We start from the raw sequence: 21,842 nt of genomic DNA, 5'->3' as shown, positions 1-21,842 counted from the left end.
GTAAAATAAGCGAACAAAACATTTAAATTTTTTCTACAAAAAAACGTGGTGGATGGTTGTCAGTTTGGTCAATCACAGTTAATCTAAAATCAATCTTTTTAAGTATAAATGAAGAACATACAAGGAAGGTCTTTGCGTGGGTCAGCTAACTGATGCATCGGTTGTATTGCGATTAGGCTACCAAGCGATTCGTCGTGCCGGTTTGCCAACCGAAGAAATATTAACAAAAGCAGGTGTCGCACTTAATCAGGTTGAGGCCAATGATCGTACGCCTTTGGGCGCGCAGTATGCGTTTTGGGTGGCGGCGGAAGAAGTCAGCCGTGACCCGGATATTGGTTTGCATCTGGGTGAATATTTGCCGCTCTATCGTGGTCAGGTGATTGAGCATCTGTTTATTTCTTCGGAAAATTTTGGTGAAGGTTTAAAACGGGCATTGGCCTATCAGCGTTTAATCAGTGATGCCTTTGATGCCAAACTGGTGATTGAAGATGACCGCTGTTATTTAACCAATGGTCAACAGCCGTGGGCTGACAATATTGTCAATCGTCACTTTTCTGAATGTGCCATGTCGGGCATTTTGCGTTTCTTCAAGTTTATTACCGAAGGCAAATTCCAGCCGCTGTATATCGACTTTAATTTCCAGCAGGGCGCTGCCGATGATGAATATTTCCGGGTCTATGAGTGCCCGGTCAGTCTGGGGCAGAATGAAACACGACTGTATTTCGATCCCTCTATTTTAGAATATCCGCTGTGGCAGGCCGAGCCGGAGCTGTTGCAGTTACATGAGCAGCTGGCGCTGGAGAAGCTGCAGGAACTGGCGCGTTATGATCTGGTCGGTGAAGTACGCCGGGCGATTGGGTCGACCCTAGAAAGTGGGGAAACCACATTGGAAACCGTGGCAGCGCAGCTGAATATCACGCCGCGTCGTTTACGCACCCAGCTGAGTGAGGCCAATACCAGTTTCCAGCAGATTCTCTCGGATTATCGTTGCCGTCTGGCTAAAAAACTGCTGGCCAATACCAATGAAAGCGTGGAGCGGATTGTGTATCTGACCGGATTTTCTGAACCGAGCACCTTTTACCGGGCTTTTAAACGCTGGACCAATGAAACACCGGTCGAGTACCGGAAACGTAAACAGCGTTAAGCATCTCCGCAGTCCCCCTTGATTAAAGGGGGATTTTTTTAGAGTTGCCGCTTGATGCAAGGGTGACTTTCGTTTTTAAAGCTTGGAGTGGCAAGAATGAAACCACTCCCTGAGTAAAAGGGGGGCGGAATACAATTATTCCGGCATATTCAGCCAATGCGGACCTAAAGACACTTGAGGCAAGTCAAACTGCTCTGGATAGTGCGCCTGGATAAAGTACAGGCCATCGGGTGGGGCGGTAATGCCAGCCGCTTTACGATCCTGTGCGGCAAAAATTGTATCAATATGGTCAATATCATACATACCTTGGCCAATTTCCAGCAGACAGCCCATGATATTCCGCACCATATGATGCAGGAAACCATCGGCCTGAATATCGAGCACCAAATAATGCCCATGACGGATCAGGCGGCAATGGCTGACGGTACGGACCGGCTGATTGGACTGACAGGCTGCGGCACGAAAACTTTCAAAATTATGCGTGCCTTCAAACTTTTGCGCGGCAGCAATCATCTTGTCGACATCCAGCGCATAGTAGGCATGGGTGACCTGTTTATGCAGCAGGGCCGGGCGCTGTGGATGGTTATAGACCACATAACGGTAGCGGCGGGCACAGGCCTTAAAGCGGGCATGAAAATCCATGTCCATAGCCTTAATCCACTGAATGGCAATGTCTTTGGGTAGCTGGCTATTGGCTCCCATCAGCCAGCCGCGTTCAGGGCGAATGGCTGCCGTGTCGAAATGTGCCACCATATTGGTGGCATGCACGCCGGCATCGGTACGGCCAGCGCCATGCAGGATAATCGGTTCATCGGCAATTTTGGAGAGGACCTTTTCCAGCGTTTCCTGCACGCTCGGGACGCCTGGTTGCTGGGTTTGCCAGCCCCGGTAGCGAATACCACAAAATTCAATCCCGACCGCAAAACGTTGCATATTCACCTCAAATTGGCCTTAGTCATACCAATGCTGTTGCCATTGTTCTCTGCGCGGGTATTGTAAATACATTTTTAATGCTTTTGCATACAGATCTGCATGTCCAAAGCCATCATTGACTAAAATTTTACTGTTCTGGATCCAGCTGCTGATCGCATAACGCTGATCCAATGGGCCAAATGGCACTTGGGTGGTCAGAATCACGGCACAATCTTGCGCCTGTATGGACTGCAGCAACGTCAGGAGTGTTTCATTTACAGCCAGATTACCAGTACCAAAGCCTTGTAAAATCAGGCAATGCGGTGGCTGCTGGGCGATCAGTTTCAAATTGGCGAGCTGCTGCTCTAAACCAATCGGCTGCATCATCACACTCATGCAGTTGAAGTGTTGTGCTTTGTCCAGATCTGCAGCCTGTACCAAGTAGGCGGCTTGTTCTTTTTGATGTAAAGCACTGCTGGCGGCCTGACCCTGAAAAGCATCTAATTCAGTGGTGTGGCATTTTAAGGCGCTGCGACCATGGAAACATTGATGATGAAACGCCAGATACACGCCAACCGGCAATTGCAGCACCGATTCCAGGGCGAAATTCAGGTTATCCAGCGCATCGCTGAAGTCACGGGTGTTCTGTCCATCTATGGTCAGCAGTGGATACTGGCTGCCAGTCAGCACTACATGTGCAGACTGCGCGATAAAGTGTGCCAGCACGGCACAGGCATAGCTTAAAGTATCGGTGCCATGAATGACGACAAAATGCTGAAACTGTTGTAACTGCAGCTGCTGGATAAACTGCACCAGACGTAACCAGTCGGTCGCGGTACAGCGGCTGCTGTCCTGAATCACCGGCGCCACAAAACATTCTACCGATAGATGCAGCGGTAGCACATGACGCAGCTGGGGAAGAAACTGCTTTGCAGGCATGGGGCTGAGTGGCTCGCCGACACAGCCAAAGGTACCGCCCATATAAATTAATGCAATTTTTTTCATCATAAAAAAAGCAGCCAAGGATGACTGCTTTATCTTAGTGAGATTTGCTTCAAGAAGCTATTTGATTGAGTAACTGCGTGGCGTGTTGCTGCTGCGCTGCAGAATAGTTTGCTTCTTTTTCTGCCAGCAGGGCACGGGCCGCATCATAGGCACCCAGCTCAATATATTGCTGAGCTAGCTCCAGATTCAGCTGGATTTCATTGACTTCGGCCAGTTCAGGGAAGGACTGAATCAGCGGATCATGCGGATCAACCGCGGTTGCCGCCACCGCAGCAATAGCGGGCTCTTCAACCATTGGTGCTTCAGGTGCTGCTGGTGTCGCTTCAATGGTTGGTGCGCTATCTAAGTCAAACTGGAATAGCGGTGCAGTGTCTGCTGGTGCGGTAACTGCAGGCTCTACCGGCTGTTCAGCCACCGGTGTAGGACTGATCGAGAAGTCAAAACTAAAGTCTGATTTTTCTTCCGCAGGTGGGGTGGTGACGGCCGGTGTGGTCGCAGGTGTGGCTTCAGTTGCGGTCTTTTCCAGCTCAAACGAGAAATCCAGTGCCTGAGGTTCTTGTGCAGCCGGAGTCACTGGCTCAACCGGTGTTACCGGTGCAGCCACTTGGGTGCTGTCAGCCGAGTCAAAAGACAGATTAAATTCAAGAGGTTGAACCTCTTCTGCTTTTGCTGGCGCAGGGGTGTTAACAGGCGCAGCCGAGGTACTTGGGGTAAATTCCAGATCTGGTACCGGAGCACTTTCGGTTTTTGCGACTGGCGTTTCGGTTTTGAGTGACTGTTGTAACTGGTCAAATGACGTGCTGGCTGTGCTTGAACTGCTGGATTGAATCAGTGCATCAAAATCCGCAGGGGGTTGTGTTTTTGCGCTAACTGGTGTTTCAGAAAATGCTGCAGTAGTTGGCGCTGCAGAGGCCGGTGTTTCTGCTTTGGTTTGAGAAGCTTTCTGTGCTTCGATTTTAGCTTCAGCCTGAGCCAGAATATCTTCCAATCCCAGATTCTTCAGATGATCCAGCAATTGGCGGGTGGCAAATTCATCTTTTTGGGTCAGATGCACGTCCAGTAATAGCAGATACAGTTCATGCAACGACGGGTCACGTTTCAGCGCCTGATTAATCTGCGCTTCGGCCGAGAAAAAGTTACGGTCACGAATCTGGGTCTCAATGGTCTGGCGTAAATCTGCCGGAAGTGGTGTGCTTCCTTGTGGTTCGGCAACAGGCTCGGCCACTATAGTGCTTTTAAGCGTAGTTTTCTTCGTAGTGGTGCTTTTTTTGGCCTTGGTTTTACTGGCTGCAGCCGGTTTTTTTGCTGCTGGTTCGGATTCTTTATTGGCTTCACGCTTTTTTAACACCAGCGCGATGACCAGTAACAAAATAAATGGAATCACATAAATCAGCATGTTGCTACCCCTTAGGCAGAGAGGGATAAACCATCTCTCCTGAAAAAAATCATGTTGAGTAATACGTTAGAGTTTTGGCTTATTTTCGGCTTGTTGCTTTTTCAACTGTTGTTGCAATTCAGCAAGACGCGCATTGAGTAATTGAATTCTTTGATCCTTCTGACTTAATGCCAATTCTAACTGTGTTACGTTTCTCTGTAATTTAACGGTTTTCTCACGCGCTGTCATAACTTTTAGTGACAACTCTTCTGAGGTTTGCGCGCTTTGTGTGTTCTTTTTGGCAGAACCTTGGGCAGAATCTTGCTGATTTTCTGCCACCAGGCTCATTTCGGCCTGACTGATCCGGTATTTGGCCTTGCCAGACTGGCGTGAAGGCTGAGTTGCTGGGATCGGCACGGTCTTTTTCGCGGCTTTTTGCCCGCTGCTGACGGCCTGTAAATTCAAGGTGGCACCGCGGCGTAAACGGTTGGCATCGCCCTGAATAAAGGCATGTTCATTATGGGCTTTAATCTGTTGCATCACTTCGCCGACCGGCTGCTGGTTCTCTGCGGCGATACGTGAGGCAATGGCCCATAGCGATTCATTGGATTGCACCACATGCCGTGCTGTGGTTGATGCTGGCGCAGATGGAGCTGGCGCTTTGGGTGCTGTAACCGGTGCCGGCTTTGCCGGTGCTTGCTGTTGCTGCGCTTTTAACTGCTCGGCATATTTCTTGACCAGTGGATCTGCTGAAACCGAGGCAGATGTATTTACGGCAGCTGTGTTGCCCGCGTTATTTGTAGAGGCCGGTTGAGCTGATGTCGCCGGAGTTGATGGCGTAACCGCTGACACAGGGCTTGCAGCCGGCTGTGCTGCTGCGCTGACAGCTGGTGTGGTTGATGGACTTAAAGCCGGTGGCGGGCTGGCTTGAATCGCTAGGGGTGCTTCTACACTGCGCGTGGTGCTGGCAGATGCCGTGGCTGTGGTATAGGCGGTACTGGTCGGCAAGTTTAAGGCAATGTCCCGTTCATTCACGACCATGACCGGTGTTAGTGGCTGCTCTTTCGGTTGCAACTGCGCGCGTTGTTCTGCCAGGGTACTGCGTTTTAGTGAGGTTTTAATATGCTGTAAACGCGTGGCCGAGCCTTCACGAATTTTGACCACAATATTCAGTTCGGTATCGGTCAGTGGCCGAGAAGAGGTAATGGTAATCACCCCGTTGCCGGCACCATCACGTCGGGTAAAGAAATTTAAATGACCCGGTGGACGATGGCTGGCACCAATGGCCATCAAGTCTTCTGCCGAGGCCAGACTGACTTCAATTGGCGCATTGACATTGGACTGACGGAAGTTCATTTCAGCATACAGCAATTCCCCAGGTGCTGACTGAATCTGAACAGGATCGACATTAATCGCATGAATATGTTGTGAGGCAAGAATAGCTAAAATCGCGATCTTTAATTTGTTATATACGGTCATCTTAATCGTTAGCTCGGTCATTTATCGCATAGCGAAAAGAATAGATTAGCGAGTTGTAAGTCGATTGTAAAATATTTACAGGCTAGTTACATAAAAAGCCGATCTTTTCAGATCGGCTTTTTGTAATTTACTTTTGCTTAAAAGGCTTACGCGTTTTTGTAGTCAATTAAGATGCGTAGCATACGGCGTAACGGTTCTGCCGCACCCCACAGTAACTGGTCACCGACGGTGAACGCGCCCAGGTATTCTTTACCCATGTTCAGCTTGCGTAAACGGCCCACAGGAACAGTTAAGGTACCGGTTACTGCAACAGGGGTTAAATCTGTCATAGAGGCTTCACGGGTATTTGGTACCACTTTCGACCAGTCATTGGCACTGGCGATGATATCTTCGATTTCATCCAGAGGTACATCTTTACGCAGTTTCAGGGTAAGGGCCTGAGAGTGACAACGCATGGCACCAATACGGACACAGTGACCATCAATTGGTACGATTTGCTGGTTGCCTAAAATCTTGTTGGTTTCAGACTGACCTTTCCATTCTTCTTTCGACTGGCCATTTTCCAGCTGTTTGTCGATATATGGAATTAAAGAACCGGCAAGCGGTACACCGAAGTTGGCTGACGGGAAACCTTCGCCACGTTGCAGTTCAGCAATTTTAGAGTCGATGTCCAGAATTGGAGAGCGTGGGTCATCCAGCAGTTCTTTGGTGTTGTTATACAGGTAGCCCATACCGGTGATCAGTTCACGCATGTTTTGTGCGCCTGCACCCGAAGCTGCCTGATACGTCATCGAGGTTGCCCATTCTACCAGATTGTTCTGGAACAGACCGCCTAAGCCCATCAACATGAGTGAAACCGTACAGTTACCGCCAACAAATGTTTTGGTGCCTTTCACCAGACCGTCTTTAATCACGTTCATGTTCACCGGATCAAGTACGATAATTGCTTCATCATCCATACGCAGGGTAGATGCTGCATCAATCCAGTAACCGTTCCAGCCTTCGGCTTTCAGTTTCGGGAACACGTCTGAGGTATAGTCGCCACCTTGACAGGTAATAATGACATCCATTTGCTTCAGACTGTTAATGTCCGTTGCATCCATAAGTGCTGGGGCAGTTTTACCGCCAAACGCTGGTGCTTCACCACCGGCATTACTGGTAGAGAAATAAAATGGCTCAAAATGAGCAAAATCATTCTCTTCAACCATACGTTGCATAAGGACGGAACCTACCATCCCGCGCCAACCGACCAGACCTACTTTCATGTCACTTTGCCTCGGTGCGTAAAAAAACAAAAAGGAGTATGAGTGTATCAAAAGGGGACACAACTGCAAGCTCTACATAATCAAAACATCATTATTATTGAGTGAAATAACTTGTTTGTGTTACATACAAAATTGATAACGTTAGATTTCTATTTAAAAAAAACGAGAAAAATGAACTTTCTAAGTAGGTGCATATGATTTGGGTGGAAATGCTGGCCATTTTCGTCATCTGGATCAGCTTCTGGTCGCTGATTCCGCGGGATGAATGGTGGTTTCGAGGTGCCGATTTTCCCAGATTACAGGTTCTGGTGCTGGGGATTGTGGCCTTTGTGCTGATGCTGCTGTGGAATGCGGCCTGGGATACGCCGCGCTATGTGATTTTAACCGGTCTGATTGCCGCCCTGGCGTACCAGCTGAAAATGGTGCTGCCTTATACCTTTATCTGGAAAAAGCAGGTTAAAAAGGTTAAGCCGGAGCAGCTGAACCCTGATCAGCAAATTTCGTTAATGGTTTCCAATGTATTGACCACTAACCAGAAATATCACCTGCTCATTGCTGAAATCCGGAAATACCAGCCCGATTTGGTACTGACACTGGAAACCGATACGGTCTGGCAGCAGCAGCTGGCAGTGATTGAGCCGGATTATCCTTATCGCGTGCCGGTGCCGCTGGACAATTTATATGGCATGCATCTCTATAGCCGCCTGCCCTTAAAAGAAACCGAAGTGAAATTTATCCTTAGTGATGAAATTCCGTCAATTCACACCACAGTGATCCTGCGTTCAGGCCAGCCGGTGCAGCTGTATTGTCTGCATCCGAAACCGCCGAGTCCGACTGAAGCCAAAGATTCGACCCTGCGTGATGCCGAGCTATTAATTGTTGGCGATCAGATTAAAGATCTGGATGAAAGCTGTATTGTGATGGGCGACCTGAATGATGTGGCCTGGTCACGCACCACACGTCTGTTTCAGCGCATCAGTGGCCTGCTGGACCCGCGCGTCGGCCGGCATTATGTCAATACCTTCCATGCCGATTATCCCTTATTGCGCTGGTCGCTGGACCATGTGTTTCACAGTACCGATTTTGCCCTGGTGGAGATGAAGCGGCTGCCACATATGGGCTCAGATCATTTTCCGGTCTATGTGGTATTACAGACCAGTCGGGTGTTTGAGCACATTCAGGAAGAGCTGGAACAGACTGAAGCCGATGAAGAGGAAGCGCAGGAGGCAATTCAGGAAGGCATTGAAAAAGCCGAGCGGGAAGAAAAAATCGTGACCGATGATTTGGCTCAGGATTATAAGCAGGGTAGCAAGACGCCATGAAATTTGAGGAAAAGTGTAGGAAATGGCTTACACAGATTTAGGCCGATGGCCAATAGCTGAAACCGGGCAAGCTGCGTATTCTAAGCATATCGGCAGATGGAGTTGGGAAAGGAGAGTCCCGTTAAGGAAGTTGAAGCCGGTGGATTGTCATCATGGAGATGATGCAGGAATGGAAAGCCAGAGATAACAACAAAAAAGTTTTGAAAGCACAACCTCATAAGCCCGAGTTTTGCAGGATGCAGAACTCGGGTTTAACTTTATGGGCTGTCGTGTCCTTGTATTTTAATCAGTATATGGTATTTGGCTTGTAGAAAGATTGGCGCTGTATTGCTTAGTACAGCTGCTCATAGCCTTGTGGACGGGTCTTAAAACGGCGATGGAACCACATATATTGAGTCGGCGCGATGCGCAGCTGACGTTCAATAATCAAATTAACACGCGTCGCATCATCGACTTCATCCTCACTTGGTAAACGCTCAACCCGTGGCTCAATCAAGACATGATATTTCGGATTTTTAAGATCACCATGGCGGTAGAAATACAGCGGAATTGCGGCGGCTTTGGTCATTTTCAGTAAACGACGATGCGCAGTCACGGTGGCTGCCGGCACGCCAAAGAATGGCGCCATTACGCCTTGTTTCAGGCCAAAATCCTGATCCGGACTGTACCAGATGGCATGGCCATTTTTCAGGTTACGTACCAGACCACGCATATCATCATGGTCAATCTGATGGGCATAAATGGTGGCCCGGCAGCGGTAAATCAGCATATCTAACAGCGGATTGTTCTGCGGACGATAGACCACATCGGGTTCAAAATACTGGGCACATAAATAGCCGCCGGCATCAAGCAGGGTCGAGTGGGTGCCCAGCAACAAGACGCCTTTGCCTTCCGCTTGCGCCTGCTGAATATATTCCAGACCTTCAATACTGACCCGGCCCTGGAACCATTTCGGGCTATACCAGGCATTTAGGGTTTCAAATACGCCAATCATCTGGTCAACAAAAACCTGGCGCGCGTTGTCCTGCACCTCTTGCGCAGACCATTCTGGAAAGCAAAGCTCCAGATTGCGGACAGTGGTTTTACGGCGTGAATGCAGATAGCGAAACGCCAGCTGGCCCAGCCACTGGCCTAAACGGTACTGAATGGCCCACGGCAAGATTGCCAAAATCATCAGGAAGATAATACCGATCCAGATGCTCCAGTATTTCGGTAGCAGAAAGGACCATTGAAATTCACCAGGTTGATAATCTTGCGGTTGCGGCATAGTGACGTTTTAAAATGAAGGTTAAATGCAGTGTAGCATGAACGATTTTGAAGATGAAAAGCATCTGCCGCTGTCCGGCAGATGCTGTGAAGCGGGTGAATTAACTGCCTTTGCTCATATTTTCCAGCTCATCCCAGCGTTCCAATTTTTCCAGCAGAATCTCTTCAATTTCTGCCAGACGCTGCGAGGCTTGGGTTGCAGCTTCGGCATCGGATACAAACCAGGAACCATCAGCCAGTTTCTCTAACAGTTCAGCCTGTTCTGTTTCCAGCGCTTCAATTTCAGCCGGCAGCTGGTCCAGCTCACGCTGATCTTTATAGCTGAGTTTCTTTTTCACAGGCGCCGGAGCAGCTTCTACTTTTGCTGCTTCTGCCTTGGCCTGGGCTTTTTTCACCGCCATTTTCTGGTCAACCACGGTTTGATCCGGACGCTGCTGTAAATAGTCCTGATAGCCGCCGACATATTCTTCAATATGACCTTTGCCATCAAACACCCAGGTCGAGGTGACCACGTTGTCCATAAAGGCACGGTCATGCGAAATCAGCAGCAAGGTGCCTTTGTATTCAGCCAGCATTTCTTCCAGTAGTTCCAGCGTGACCATATCAAGATCGTTGGTCGGCTCATCCATCACAATTAAATTGGATGGTTTCAGCAAGAGTTTGGCCAGTAGCACGCGGTTACGTTCACCGCCGGACAAGGCTTTGACCGGGGTACGCGCACGTTCCGGGTTAAACAGGAAGTCTTGCAGATAGCTGTAGATATGACGGCGCTGTCCATTGACATCAACAAAGTCGGAACCTTCAGAAACGTTGTCCTTGACCGATTTTTCCAAATCGAGCTGGTTACGCAGCTGATCAAAATAGGCAATTTCCAGCTGGGTGCCGATTTTAACGGTACCGCTGTGTTCTACTTCATCCAAAATGGCTTTAATCAGGGTGGTTTTACCGACCCCGTTATCTCCGACCAGACCAATCCGGTCGCCACGCATGACAATGGCCGAGAAGTCTTTGATTAGCGGCTTGCCATCATAGCTGACGCCCAGATGTTCAATATCAAAGACCAGTTTGCCTGAACGCGTAGCTTCCTGTACGCCCATGTTGACTTTGCCTTGCTGGAAGCGACGCGCTTTGGATTCTTCGCGTAAGGCTTTCAGGGCACGAACACGACCTTCGTTGCGGGTACGACGCGCTTTAATACCCTGACGGATCCAGGCTTCTTCTTCGGCCAGTTTTTTCTCAAACAGGGCATTCTGTTTTTCTTCTGCTTCCAGCTGCTGGGCTTTGAGATCCAGATAGCGTGAATAGTTGCCTTCATAACTGCGCAGAATCCCGCGATCCAGTTCGACAATACGGGTTGCCAGACTGTCGACAAAGGTCCGGTCGTGCGAAATAAACAATAAGGTCAGGTTGTTCTGATCGAGCAGGAATTTTTCCAGCCATTCGATACTTTCAACATCTAAATGGTTAGTCGGCTCATCCAGTAACAGGATGTCCGGTTGGGTCAGCAGGGCACGGGCCAGCAGCACGCGGCGTTTACGGCCACCGGAAAGATCTGCCAGATCGGCATTCGGGTCCAGCCCCATTTTGCTTAAAATAGAGTTGACCTTGTTTTCCAGTGCCCAGCCATCAAGCTGATCCAGTTTGTGTTGCAGTTCACCCATGCGCTCGCAGGCGGCCATATCGCCCAGTACGCAGGCATCATTGGCGGCATGATAGGCACGCAGGACTTCTGCTGCTTCACCGGCACCATCGGCGACAATATCGGCAACCTTGCCCGAATCCATCGGGACATCCTGGGTGAGCATGGACACGGTTAAGCCATTTTGAATCGAGACTTCACCGGCATCGGGCAGTAAGCTTCCTTCAATCAGTTTAAGTAAGGTAGACTTACCTTCACCATTACGGCCAATCAAACACACTCGTTCGCCACGTTCAAGAGTAAAGTTCGCGCCGTCGAGCAGGGCGGGTCCACCAAACGCGAGTTGGACATCCCTTAGGGTAATATAGGCCATAGTGTTTCCTGAAAAATCTCAAATGAGGATTTAAAATGACTAAACAACAAAATCTAAATGATCAGGCGTCATTTTCCGCACCCATTGAAGATTTGCAAGTCCGAATTGCATTTTTAGATGATTTAGTTGAACAGCTGAATGAGCAGGTGACTAAACAGAATCTGGAAATTGCCGACCTCAAGAAACAAATGCAGCTGCTTTATCAACGGGTTGAGTCAGCTGACCTGTCTGAAGGCATTGCTCCCTTCGATCCGCTGACCAATATTCCGCCGCATTATTAATCTGTCAATTGCTAGAACATTCCGCACAATCTATGAATACACCCGCAGCCTGAATGCGGGTTTATTTTAAGGTATCCATATAAAGAAGATACTGGTAGATCGGTTTAGCTCCAGCCGCTTTTGAGGCAGCGATCACAGCGCCACAATAAAAAAATTTGACCTTTATCTCACTTCCGGCTCTAATGCCCACTTTCGGCTCTCAGATCCTTTATTTTTTGTCATGACCCAGAAAGTTGTACTTTTAGATCTTGAACAGAATATGCCTACGGCACAACTGCTGCGAGATATTCTGCAGCATTATTCGACACTCTACCTGTTTAACTGTGCCGGACGCTTTGAGTACGCGCTGGATGACCTGACTGAACTAGCCAGCTGGATGAACAGCGCTCAGGTGGTGGTACTGGACACCCCAGAAGCACCGCATAAAGAGTTTGAATATGCCGTGGTGGTCGGGCAGTTAATGGCATTACTTGAGCCAGATAGCCATGTCGAAATTATTTCGGCCCAGGACAGCAGCGATATTCTGGTGCAGATGCTACAGGCCTCGAATATCAGTGCCCATCTGATTTTGATTCAGCCAGAAGATGCGGCGCAGCCACTTCATACGCCAAAATACAGCTTGCCGAGTATTGCCACCATCCAGCAAAAACCGTATTTGCAACTGGTCAAAAAATACTGTGATGCTCTGGCAAAAATGAGCGGTAAACCGAATACGGTCGAGAAGCTGAAAAACTCTCTCAGCAATATTTTGCAGGTGGTGCCGGAAAAAGCCCAGCGTCTGGTCGGTTTGTTAATTAATCTGAAAATTATCAAGCGTTATGATGAGCAAATTGCCTTTCGCAAGAAGGTGCTGAAACAGTGGATTCAGCTGGATTTAAATGCCTCTGCTGAAAAAACACCGGTGGCCAGCAGTCTGGATCAGGCCTTAAAACAGTTACAGTCGACAGAAAGCGGAGCTGCTTCTGTTATTGAACAGGACTCTGTCGCCGCGCCGATTCAAAGTGCGCAGCAGCCGCTGTTTAAAAACTTTGACCAGATTGATCCGGTACAGCTGGAAGTGGCGCGTAAACTGCGCGAACTGAAAGCCGATAAACCCAAAGATATTTATGCCTTGCGCGACCTGTTAGAACAGATGTTTCCCCAGTCCGATGTGCGGTTATTGCTCAAGGAGCTGCTGGAAAAAGGCTATATCTACTGGAACGGGCATGAAGTGGTCTATAGCCACGAAATGTTCCTGAATTAATTTTGTCGTGCAAACTTGCGTTTTATATGGCGCTTATGCAACTCTAATAAAAGAACATAAAGGTTGAGCTATGGAAAATACTGGAATTTGGGTGGCACTGGCCATCATCATTTTTGTGCTGGGCTCGATTTTTGGTTTGCGTGTCAGTCCAAGAGAAAAAGCCCTCGGCCTGATGCGTGAAAAAGCCCGCAAGATGGGCCTACATCCGCGTCTGGTGGCTGCGCCGGACTGGACCAAAATTCCGATGGCCACAGAAAGCCGTGCCAGTATGGTGGCCTATTATAGCGTACTGATTCCAGAGGCCCGCTTGCCGTTAATGCGCGCCCGGGTGGTCGATCAGCAGCTTGAACTGGTGCATGGTGAGGAAAAATTTAATCATACACCCGTTGCATTAAAGGGCATTTATGCTATTGATATGCAGGCAAACTGTGTAGGACTCTATTGGGATGAAGAAGCTGATCTGAAAGCCACCCAACTGGATGACATCAAGGCATATTTACATTCTTTGGCTGAACTTTAATTTAAAACATTTTCACAGGAACTACGGTTAACTATGGCGAACGCTCCTCGCTCCACATCGAAAAGCACTACAGCAAAATCTGCCGATGGCGCTAAGCGTGCCTTGGTGATTGTGGAGTCGCCTGCAAAAGCGAAAACAATCAACAAATACCTCGGTTCGAATTACATTGTAAAGTCGTCGGTCGGTCACGTGCGTGATTTGCCTACAGGCGCCAGTAAAAGTACAGAAAAGAAAACCACCACACGTGCCAAACTGACCGAAGCACAAAAAGCAGAAAAAGCTCAGCAGGCCTTGGTCAACCGCATGGGGGTAGACCCGGAGCATGGCTGGAAAGCCCAGTATGAAGTGCTACCGGGCAAGGAAAATGTTGTTGCTGAATTGAAAAAACTGGCATCGCAGGTCGATGAAGTCTATCTGGCAACGGATTTGGACCGTGAAGGGGAAGCCATTGCCTGGCATTTAAAAGAAGTCATTGGCGGTGATGATGCGCGTTATCAGCGTGTGGTATTTAACGAAATTACCAAAAATGCCATTCAGGAAGCCTTTAAGCATCCGGCACGTCTAGACACCAATAAAGTCAATGCGCAGCAGGCGCGCCGTTTCCTGGACCGTGTGGTTGGCTTTATGATTTCGCCATTGCTGTGGGAAAAAATTGCCCGTGGTCTGTCAGCCGGTCGTGTCCAGTCAGTAGCCGTGAAACTGGTGGTAGAGCGTGAACGTGAAATTCGTGCCTTTATTCCGGAAGAATACTGGCAGGTATTTGCCGATACCAAATCTGCACAAGATGATATTCGTCTGGAAGCAGTCAAGCAAAATGGCAAGACCCTAAAGCTGCGTAACAAGGCTGAAACCGATGCCTTGCTGAACCTGATTAAAGATGCAGACTATACGGTGGCTGCACGTGAAGACAAGCCGACCAAGGTGAATCCGAGTGCGCCGTATATCACCTCAACGCTGCAACAGGCGGCCAGTACCCGCTTAGGTTTCTCGGTCAAGAAAACCATGATGCTGGCACAGCGTCTGTATGAAGCCGGTTTTATTACCTATATGCGTACCGACTCGACGTTCCTGAGTGATGACGCCGTGAATATGGTGCGTACGCATATTGAATCCGAGTACGGCCAGAAATATTTACCGGCCAAGCCAAACCGTTACGGCAACAAAGCCGGCGCACAAGAGGCTCACGAAGCGATTCGTCCATCCAATGTCGGTCTGAAAGGCGACAGCCTGGCCGGTGTCGAGCGTGATGCCCAGCGTTTATACGATTTAATCTGGCGTCAGTTTGTGGCCTGTCAGATGACTCCGGCCGAATATTTATCGTCGACCATTCTAGTCAATGCCAATGGGGTAGAACTGAAAGCCAAAGGCCGTACCCTGGTCTTTGATGGCTTTACCAAAGTGCGTGGTCAGAACAAGTCTGATGATGATGTATTGCTGCCTGCAGTGAAAGTCGGCGAAGTGCTGAAACTGCAAAAGCTGGACCCATCACAACACTTTACCAAGCCGCCGGCACGTTTTACCGAAGCCTCGCTGGTGAAAGAACTGGAAAAACGTGGCATTGGCCGTCCATCGACCTATGCGGCGATTATTTCCACCATTCAGGACCGTGGTTATGTCAAGCTGGAAAACCGCCGCCTGTTTGCGGAAAAGATGGGTGAAATTGTCACCGACCGTCTGGATGAAAGCTTTAACAACCTGATGAACTACGACTTTACCGCGGACTTAGAAGGTCAGCTGGATAAAGTGGCCGATGGTGAACGCAACTGGAAAGATCTGCTCGACAGCTTCTATGGTGATTTTAAAACCCGTTTGACCAATGCACAGGGCGAACAGGGTATGCGCCGTAATCTGCCGGTGGAAGTGGATGCCGTGCATTGTCCGGAATGCGAACGTCCAATGCAGATTCGTACCGGTACCACCGGGGTATTCCTGGGCTGTTCCGGTTATAACCTGCCGCCAAAAGAACGCTGTAAAGGCACTTTGAATTTAACGCCAGTTGAATCTCTGGCGGCCCTGTCAGATGATGACAGTGCTGAAACCGCCGACCTGATGTCGAAAAAACGCTGCCCGATCTGTGAAACTGCCATGGATAGCTACGTGATTGATGGGGGCCGTAAATTGCATATTTGCGGTAATAACCCGGACTGTGCCGGTTTTGAGCTGGAAGAAGGCGAGTTCAAGATTAAAGGCTATGATGGCCCGACCATTCCATGCGATAAATGTGATGGCGAAATGCAGCTGAAAACTGGCCGTTTTGGTCCGTATTTTGCCTGCACCAGCTGTGACAATACCCGTAAAGTCTTGAAAAACGGTCAGCCTGCGCCGCCGCGTGTCGACCCAATCAAGATGGAACATTTACGCTCGACCAAGCATGATGACTTTTTTGTCCTGCGTGATGGCGCTGCCGGTTTATTCCTGGCGGCCAGCAAGTTCCCGAAAGTGCGTGAAACCCGTGCACCGAAGGTGGCGGAACTGCGTACGGTTGCTGACCAGCTTGATCCAAAATATCAATTCATTTTGCAAGCACCCGATGTAGACCCAGAAGGCAACCCGACTCTGGTGAAATTCAGCCGTAAAAATCAGGCGCAATATATTGGCTCTGAAACCCCTGAAGGCAAGCAGACCAAATGGAGTCTGGTATATCAGGATGGCAAATGGGTTGAAGCCTAAAAGCTAAAAATAAAAAATGCCGACATCAGTCGGCATTTTTTATGTCAAAATCAACTCCACAATAAATTTGAATAATAAGCGTTTGGGGAACCGGTGGATATCCAAACAAAAAAATTTGCGGTGTTAATTGATGCCGATAACTCTTCGATTCACGCTATTGCTTCGGTGCTTGAAGAAGTCGCCAAATATGGCATTGCCAGCGTGAAACGGGTCTATGGGGACTGGAGCAGTGAAACCCTGAAAAAGTGGCGTGATGTGCTGTTGCCGCATGCCATTACCCCGGTACAGCAGTTTGCCTATACCAAAGGCAAAGATGCCACCGACATGATCCTGATTATTGATGCCATGGATTTGCTCTATGCCGGAGCGCTGGATGGTTTCTGTATTGTGTCCAGTGACAGTGACTTTACTCCGCTGGCCTCACGGATTCGTGAAAATGGCCTGAGTGTTTATGGATTTGGCAAAAAATCCACTCCGGAAGCCTTTAAAAAAGCCTGTGATAAATTTATTTATATTGAAAACCTGATCTCTGAAAATGAACTGAAAAATGCTGAAGAAGATGAAATCAGCCCGGTTCAGGACAAAAAGAACCTAGAAAGTGCAAAAAACTCCGAGCTAAAATCCAGCACTGTGCCGAAAGAAAACCCGGCTGCAGAGATGATGGATCGCGCCACACTGAATCTGATTTATAAAGCAGTCAAAGACAATGCCGATGAAAATGGCTGGGCCAATCTGGGCATGGTTGGGCAATATATCAGCGCGGTAAAACCGGATTTTGATTCCAGAAACTATGGTCGGGCCAAGCTCTCCGGACTCATTAAAACCCTGAATCTGTTTGAAACCAAAATTGAAATGAGTCAGATGTATCTGAGAAAACTCAAAAAACAGAGCGCTTAAGCCGATGTGGAAAAAGATTCGTATCCTGATCTTGTTGCTGATTCTTTTCATTGTGGCGGTAAATGCCTATCGTGACCAGAATCAGGACTGGACTAAACCGGTGCGGGTGCTCTTGCATCCGGTGAATGCTGATGGACAGGACAGCACGCAGCTTTATATCCAGCAGCTGTCTAACAGCAGTTTTCAAACGGTGCAGCAGTATTTGCAGCAGGCCGCAGCACAGTATCGCCAGCAACCGGTATATTTTTATCTGCAGCTTGGCCGGGAACTGAAACAGTTGCCGCCACAGGTACCGGAACAGGCTTCTTTACTCGATAGCATCATCTGGAGTCTCAAGTTCCGGTTTTATGCCTGGCGTCAGCATCAGTCAGTTGATGGCGCACCGCATGTGACCCTGTATTTAAACTATTATGATCCAGCTCATCAAAAAGCTTTAAAACATTCTACCGCGCTGGAAAAAGGCCGGATTGGTTCGGTTAACCTGTTTGCCGCCGAGCGTCAGAACCAGCAGAATCATGTGGTACTGGCACATGAATTACTGCATGCTTTTGGCGCCAGTGATAAATATGATCTGGTCACCGGACTGCCGATTTATCCGCTGGGTTATGCCAACCCGCAGCAACAGCCACGCTATCCACAGCAGAAAGCTGAGTTAATGGGCGGGCATATTCCGCTAAGTAGCAGCACCAGCAAAATGCCGGACAGCCTGCAATACACCGTCATTAATGACCTGACCGCTGCGGAAATTGGCTGGCTACGCTAATATGCGGATAAGTCAACACTTATCCACAATGGACACCCACGCTGGGGATAAACCACATGCCACTTCGTGTTGTGATTGCACCAGATTCCTTTAAAGAAAGCCTGAGCGCAGTACAGGCCGCCCAGGCCATGCAGCGCGGAATCTTGCGGCAGTTTCCGGATGCAATCTGTCGCTTGGTACCGCTGGCCGATGGCGGTGAAGGCACCGTCGATGCCCTGTTAAATGCATGTACCGGGCAGAAAGTTTCGTGTCGGGTACGCGGTCCTTTGCCGCAGCAACAGGTTGAAAGCTACTTTGCCCTGATTGACGACGGCAAAACTGCAGTCATTGAAATGGCCAAGGCCAATGGTATTCATCTTATTCCGTTGGCGCAGCGCAATCCGGCGCTTACTTCTACTTATGGCACTGGCGAGATGATCCGCCAGGCGCTGGATCTGGGCGTGTCTAAAATCGTGATTGGACTGGGCGGCAGTGTCACCAATGATGCCGGCAGTGGAATGGCGCAAGCGTTGGGGGTGAAATTTTTAGATCAGGCTGGCCTGGAGGTGCAACCTTGTGGCGGCAATTTAAAGCAGATCTGCGAGATTGACCTTAGTGCTTTGGATGCCCGTTTGGCAACCACCGAGATGCTGATTGCCAGCGATGTCAATAATCCGCTCTGTGGGGAATATGGTGCCTCGGCCATTTTTGGACCGCAAAAAGGTGCCACACAGGAGCTGGTCAAAATTCTCGATCAGAACTTGGGTTATTTTGCCAATCTGGTTGAAACAACGCTCGGGGTTAATGTGCAACATCAGGCCGGGGCCGGTGCAGCGGGTGGACTGGGCTTTGGCTTGCTTGCTTTTGCACGCGCAAAAATTCAGTCAGGTGTTGAACTGCTGATTCAGCAAACCGGGTTGACTGAAAAAATTACACAGGCCGATGTGGTCCTGACCGGCGAAGGGAAAATTGATCGGCAGACCTTCATGGGCAAAACCCCATTTGGCGTGGCACAGGTTGCGAAAAGCTTGAATAAACCGGTCTATGCGTTTGCAGGAATGATTGGTGAAGGTATTGAGCCACTGCTGGAGGCGGGATTTACACAGATTATTGGTATTAATCCACCTGATATTTCAGTGGAAGATGCGATTCGAAATGCAGAAAACAATTTAACCGACAGCGTCGAAAATGTCATGCAATCACTAAAGAAAGCGTGACAAACCCAGATGCCAATAGGGTTTAAAAATAAAATGCTAAATGGGGAAATGATGAAAAAGATCATCTTGGTTTTGATATTAAGCTGCATCACTGTACACAGTTTTGCAAAACCGGCCTACCGCGAAAATATGCAAAATTATCTCAAGAAAAACCCTGTGCAGCAGCACTCACAGCCGAGAGTGCTGTCTTTTCATTTTGATGAGATGCATCTGAGTGTTTTAAAAATCTGCTGGCAATTGAAAAGAAGGTCACGCTGATTGTGGATTCAGATGTCGACATGAATCATCAATTTCCCCTTCATTTACGCAATTCGAACTTTTTTGAATTTTTGGACGTAACGACCCGACAGCTGGGGCTGCAATACGAAGTACTCAATTCGAAAACGATCCGGGTTTACAAATAGGCTAGTTTTTATGTTGATGGGATGCTTATGATAAGATCTCGCTTTGAATTTTCGAGAAATGATTTGGTATGTCACTTGCACAGCTCATCGACGAGTTAAATCCCCAACAGAAAAATGCAGCCACCACTGAAGCAAAGCACAGTTTGGTCTTGGCTGGGGCTGGCTGTGGCAAAACCAAAACCATTGTGGCGCGTGCGGCTTATCTGATTGATCAGGGCGTTCCGGCCAATCAGATTCAGATTCTGACTTTTACCCGCCGTGCCGCTGCTGAAATTGTAGCGCGGGTCGAGCTGGCACTGGGCGAGCAGGCCAAGGGCTTACGTGCTTCGACCTTCCATACCTTCTGTATGTATCTGCTGCGCCGGATTCCAAAAGCCTTTGGGCTGGAACAGTTCTCGATTATTGATCGTGATGACCAGATCATGATGTTCCGTTTACTGCGTGGTAAAGATGACAAGAAAAATCCAAATGCCTTGCCCAAGCCGCAGCAGCTATGTGATCTGTATTCATTTGCCCGCAATACCCGGCAAAAACTGAGTATTGCCCTGGAAAAGCAGCTGCCGGAATGTCTAGATTATAAAGATCAGATTGCCGAGATCATGAAAGAATATGAAGCGCGCAAGCAGGTGCGTCATTTTCTGGATTATGACGATATTCTGGCAATTGTCGCCTCGGCGCTGGCCCAGTCAGAGGGGCTGGTCGATTATGTCGCGTCGTTGTGCCAGCACATGCTGGTCGATGAAATGCAGGACACCAATCCTTTGCAATGGGCCTTACTAGAGCCGTTAAAAGAGCGGGTGCAGCTGTTCTGTGTTGGTGATGATGCGCAGTCGATTTACGGTTTCCGTGGTGCAGACTTTGAAAACATTCATCACTTTAAAGAACGTGTTCCGGGTGCCCAGATTTATAAGCTGGAGCGTAATTATCGTTCAACCCAGGAAATTTTGGATCTGTCGAACTGGTTGCTGGAGCAAAGTCCGATCGGCTATGACAAGCGGCTGGAGGCGTATCGTGGCAGTGGCTTAAAACCGCGCATGCATATTTTCCCGAATGAGTTTGATGAAGCCAAATGGATTGCGATTGATATCAAAGAGCGTCACTTTATCCAGGGCGCAGCATGGCAGGAGCATATGGTGCTGGTGCGTTCCAGCTTTGCCGCGCGGCATATTGAAGCGGCCTTTATTGCGGCCAATGTTCCGTATCGTTTTATTGGCGGCATGAAATTACTGGAATCGGCACACGTTAAGGATTTGCTCAGTCTGCTGCGGGTCATTGCCAATCCGGCCGATGATATTGCCTGGATGCGTTTTCTGACCCTGTGGAATGGCGTTGGAGATGTCGGTGCCAGTAAATTGGCACAGCAGTTATTGTTGAATCCGGAAATGGAGCAGATTGCGGAAAAGCTGGAGAAATTTGGCCGGATTCCGGATAAAACCATTTTGATTATGAAGCAAATGGCGGTACTGAAACAGGAAGTCGACGTCTGTGTCAGTCTGGCGATTGAGGCACTGGTGGAGCAGCTGGAACAGAATTACGCCAAAAAAGACTGGTCAAAACGGCTTAAAGATTTTGATCTGGTCAAGCAGCTGGCCAGCAAACACGGTCAGCTCAGCGAGTTTCTGGAAGAATATGTACTCGATCCGATTTCGATTAGCGAGATTGAGCGCCAGTCAGATGATGATGTGGTCACGCTCATTACCATCCACTCGGCCAAAGGCACCGAGCAGAAGGTCTGCTATGTGGCCAATGTCACTGCCGGGCAGTATCCACATGCACGGGCGCAAGGGAATTTTGACGAAGTTGAAGAAGAACGCCGGGTGCTGTATGTGGCTTTAACCCGGGCGCAAAACGAGCTGATTCTGACCAAGCAGAACATCAGCTGGTGGGCCAGAGATACGGTCGATGAACAGGGACGTACTGTAGAAAGCTATTTTCTGAACGATTTGACCCGTAACCTGTGTCAAAGTGAAACCCATTATAAAACCCGTGAACAAACTGTTAAAAGTGCACTGATCGAACGCCAGAAGATTCGTTTAGATTTTGGGATTGATCTCGATTAAACTAGAGCCATGTGTGGTGCAGCTTGAT

At 48.8% G+C, this 21,842-nt stretch carries 17 protein-coding genes; 10 read left to right on the top strand and 7 right to left on the bottom strand.

What is annotated here, in order from left to right:
- Nucleotides 1-136 precede the first annotated feature (136 nt).
- Nucleotides 137-1,144 (top strand): AraC family transcriptional regulator, encoded by a 1,008-nt coding sequence (locus tag VF685_RS07010; RefSeq protein ID WP_152342197.1) that lies wholly within the window; start codon nt 137-139, stop codon nt 1,142-1,144.
- A 135-nt stretch (nt 1,145-1,279) separates the two neighbouring features.
- Here VF685_RS07010 and truA read toward each other — a convergent pair whose 3' ends face one another.
- The 5 genes from truA to asd all read right to left on the bottom strand — a co-directional run bounded on the left by truA (nt 1,280) and on the right by asd (nt 7,180).
- On the bottom strand, nt 1,280-2,077 hold the full coding sequence (gene truA, locus VF685_RS07005) for a tRNA pseudouridine(38-40) synthase TruA (RefSeq protein WP_152342198.1): 798 nt from the start codon (nt 2,075-2,077) through the stop codon (nt 1,280-1,282).
- Between the two features lie 18 nt (nt 2,078-2,095).
- Nucleotides 2,096-3,064 (bottom strand): asparaginase domain-containing protein, encoded by a 969-nt coding sequence (locus VF685_RS07000; RefSeq protein ID WP_286385026.1) that lies wholly within the window; start codon nt 3,062-3,064, stop codon nt 2,096-2,098.
- A 46-nt stretch (nt 3,065-3,110) separates the two neighbouring features.
- Nucleotides 3,111-4,457, bottom strand: coding sequence for a fimbrial protein FimV (locus VF685_RS06995; protein ID WP_152342200.1), 1,347 nt, complete (start codon nt 4,455-4,457; stop codon nt 3,111-3,113).
- Between the two features lie 66 nt (nt 4,458-4,523).
- Nucleotides 4,524-5,936, bottom strand: coding sequence for a type IV pilus assembly protein FimV (locus tag VF685_RS06990; RefSeq protein ID WP_286385030.1), 1,413 nt, complete (start codon nt 5,934-5,936; stop codon nt 4,524-4,526).
- A 125-nt stretch (nt 5,937-6,061) separates the two neighbouring features.
- A complete protein-coding gene (gene asd / locus VF685_RS06985) occupies nt 6,062-7,180 on the bottom strand; it encodes an aspartate-semialdehyde dehydrogenase (RefSeq protein WP_005182074.1) in 1,119 nt (372 codons plus the stop codon).
- A 194-nt stretch (nt 7,181-7,374) separates the two neighbouring features.
- Here asd and VF685_RS06980 point away from each other — a divergent pair, with 194 nt between their 5' ends.
- Nucleotides 7,375-8,502, top strand: coding sequence for an endonuclease/exonuclease/phosphatase family protein (locus VF685_RS06980; protein WP_152342202.1), 1,128 nt, complete (start codon nt 7,375-7,377; stop codon nt 8,500-8,502).
- A gap of 331 nt (nt 8,503-8,833) precedes the next feature.
- Here the strand turns inward: VF685_RS06980 and lpxL are convergent, their stop codons facing one another.
- Both lpxL and VF685_RS06970 read right to left on the bottom strand, forming a co-directional pair.
- The gene (gene lpxL / locus VF685_RS06975; RefSeq protein WP_127801829.1) at nt 8,834-9,769 is read right to left on the bottom strand and encodes an LpxL/LpxP family Kdo(2)-lipid IV(A) lauroyl/palmitoleoyl acyltransferase; all 936 of its coding nucleotides are present in this window, start codon (nt 9,767-9,769) and stop codon (nt 8,834-8,836) included.
- Nucleotides 9,770-9,869: 100 nt separating this feature from the next.
- Nucleotides 9,870-11,780, bottom strand: coding sequence for an ATP-binding cassette domain-containing protein (locus VF685_RS06970; RefSeq protein ID WP_127799023.1), 1,911 nt, complete (start codon nt 11,778-11,780; stop codon nt 9,870-9,872).
- A 35-nt stretch (nt 11,781-11,815) separates the two neighbouring features.
- Between VF685_RS06970 and VF685_RS06965 the strand changes: the two genes are divergently transcribed.
- The 8 genes from VF685_RS06965 (at nt 11,816) to VF685_RS06930 (ending at nt 21,814) form a co-directional block, all read left to right on the top strand.
- Nucleotides 11,816-12,061, top strand: coding sequence for a SlyX family protein (locus VF685_RS06965; protein WP_005182087.1), 246 nt, complete (start codon nt 11,816-11,818; stop codon nt 12,059-12,061).
- 220 nt (nt 12,062-12,281) lie between these two features.
- Nucleotides 12,282-13,304 (top strand): hypothetical protein, encoded by a 1,023-nt coding sequence (locus tag VF685_RS06960; RefSeq protein WP_440203596.1) that lies wholly within the window; start codon nt 12,282-12,284, stop codon nt 13,302-13,304.
- A 70-nt stretch (nt 13,305-13,374) separates the two neighbouring features.
- Entirely contained in the window at nt 13,375-13,824 is a 450-nt protein-coding gene (locus VF685_RS06955; RefSeq protein WP_005182089.1) for an ammonium transporter, read from the top strand.
- Between the two features lie 33 nt (nt 13,825-13,857).
- Nucleotides 13,858-16,494, top strand: coding sequence for a type I DNA topoisomerase (topA, locus tag VF685_RS06950; RefSeq protein WP_005182090.1), 2,637 nt, complete (start codon nt 13,858-13,860; stop codon nt 16,492-16,494).
- 93 nt (nt 16,495-16,587) lie between these two features.
- Nucleotides 16,588-17,391 carry an NYN domain-containing protein gene (locus VF685_RS06945; RefSeq protein ID WP_005182091.1) on the top strand — a complete coding sequence of 268 codons (804 nt, stop codon included), beginning with the start codon at nt 16,588-16,590 and terminating at the stop codon, nt 17,389-17,391.
- 4 nt (nt 17,392-17,395) lie between these two features.
- The gene (locus VF685_RS06940) at nt 17,396-18,154 is read left to right on the top strand and encodes a hypothetical protein (RefSeq protein ID WP_286385037.1); all 759 of its coding nucleotides are present in this window, start codon (nt 17,396-17,398) and stop codon (nt 18,152-18,154) included.
- A 56-nt stretch (nt 18,155-18,210) separates the two neighbouring features.
- On the top strand, nt 18,211-19,350 hold the full coding sequence (locus tag VF685_RS06935; RefSeq protein WP_440203595.1) for a glycerate kinase: 1,140 nt from the start codon (nt 18,211-18,213) through the stop codon (nt 19,348-19,350).
- Nucleotides 19,351-19,822: 472 nt separating this feature from the next.
- On the top strand, nt 19,823-21,814 hold the full coding sequence (locus tag VF685_RS06930; RefSeq protein WP_127799017.1) for an ATP-dependent helicase: 1,992 nt from the start codon (nt 19,823-19,825) through the stop codon (nt 21,812-21,814).
- Nucleotides 21,815-21,842: the final 28 nt, after the last annotated feature.

This window comes from Acinetobacter sp. Brlt_5 (genome assembly GCF_051949055.1).
In the GTDB taxonomy this organism is placed as follows: Bacteria; Pseudomonadota; Gammaproteobacteria; order Pseudomonadales; family Moraxellaceae; genus Acinetobacter; species Acinetobacter indicus.
The sequence above is the reverse complement of the archived record's forward strand: the minus strand, read 5'-3'. Positions and strand labels throughout refer to the sequence as shown.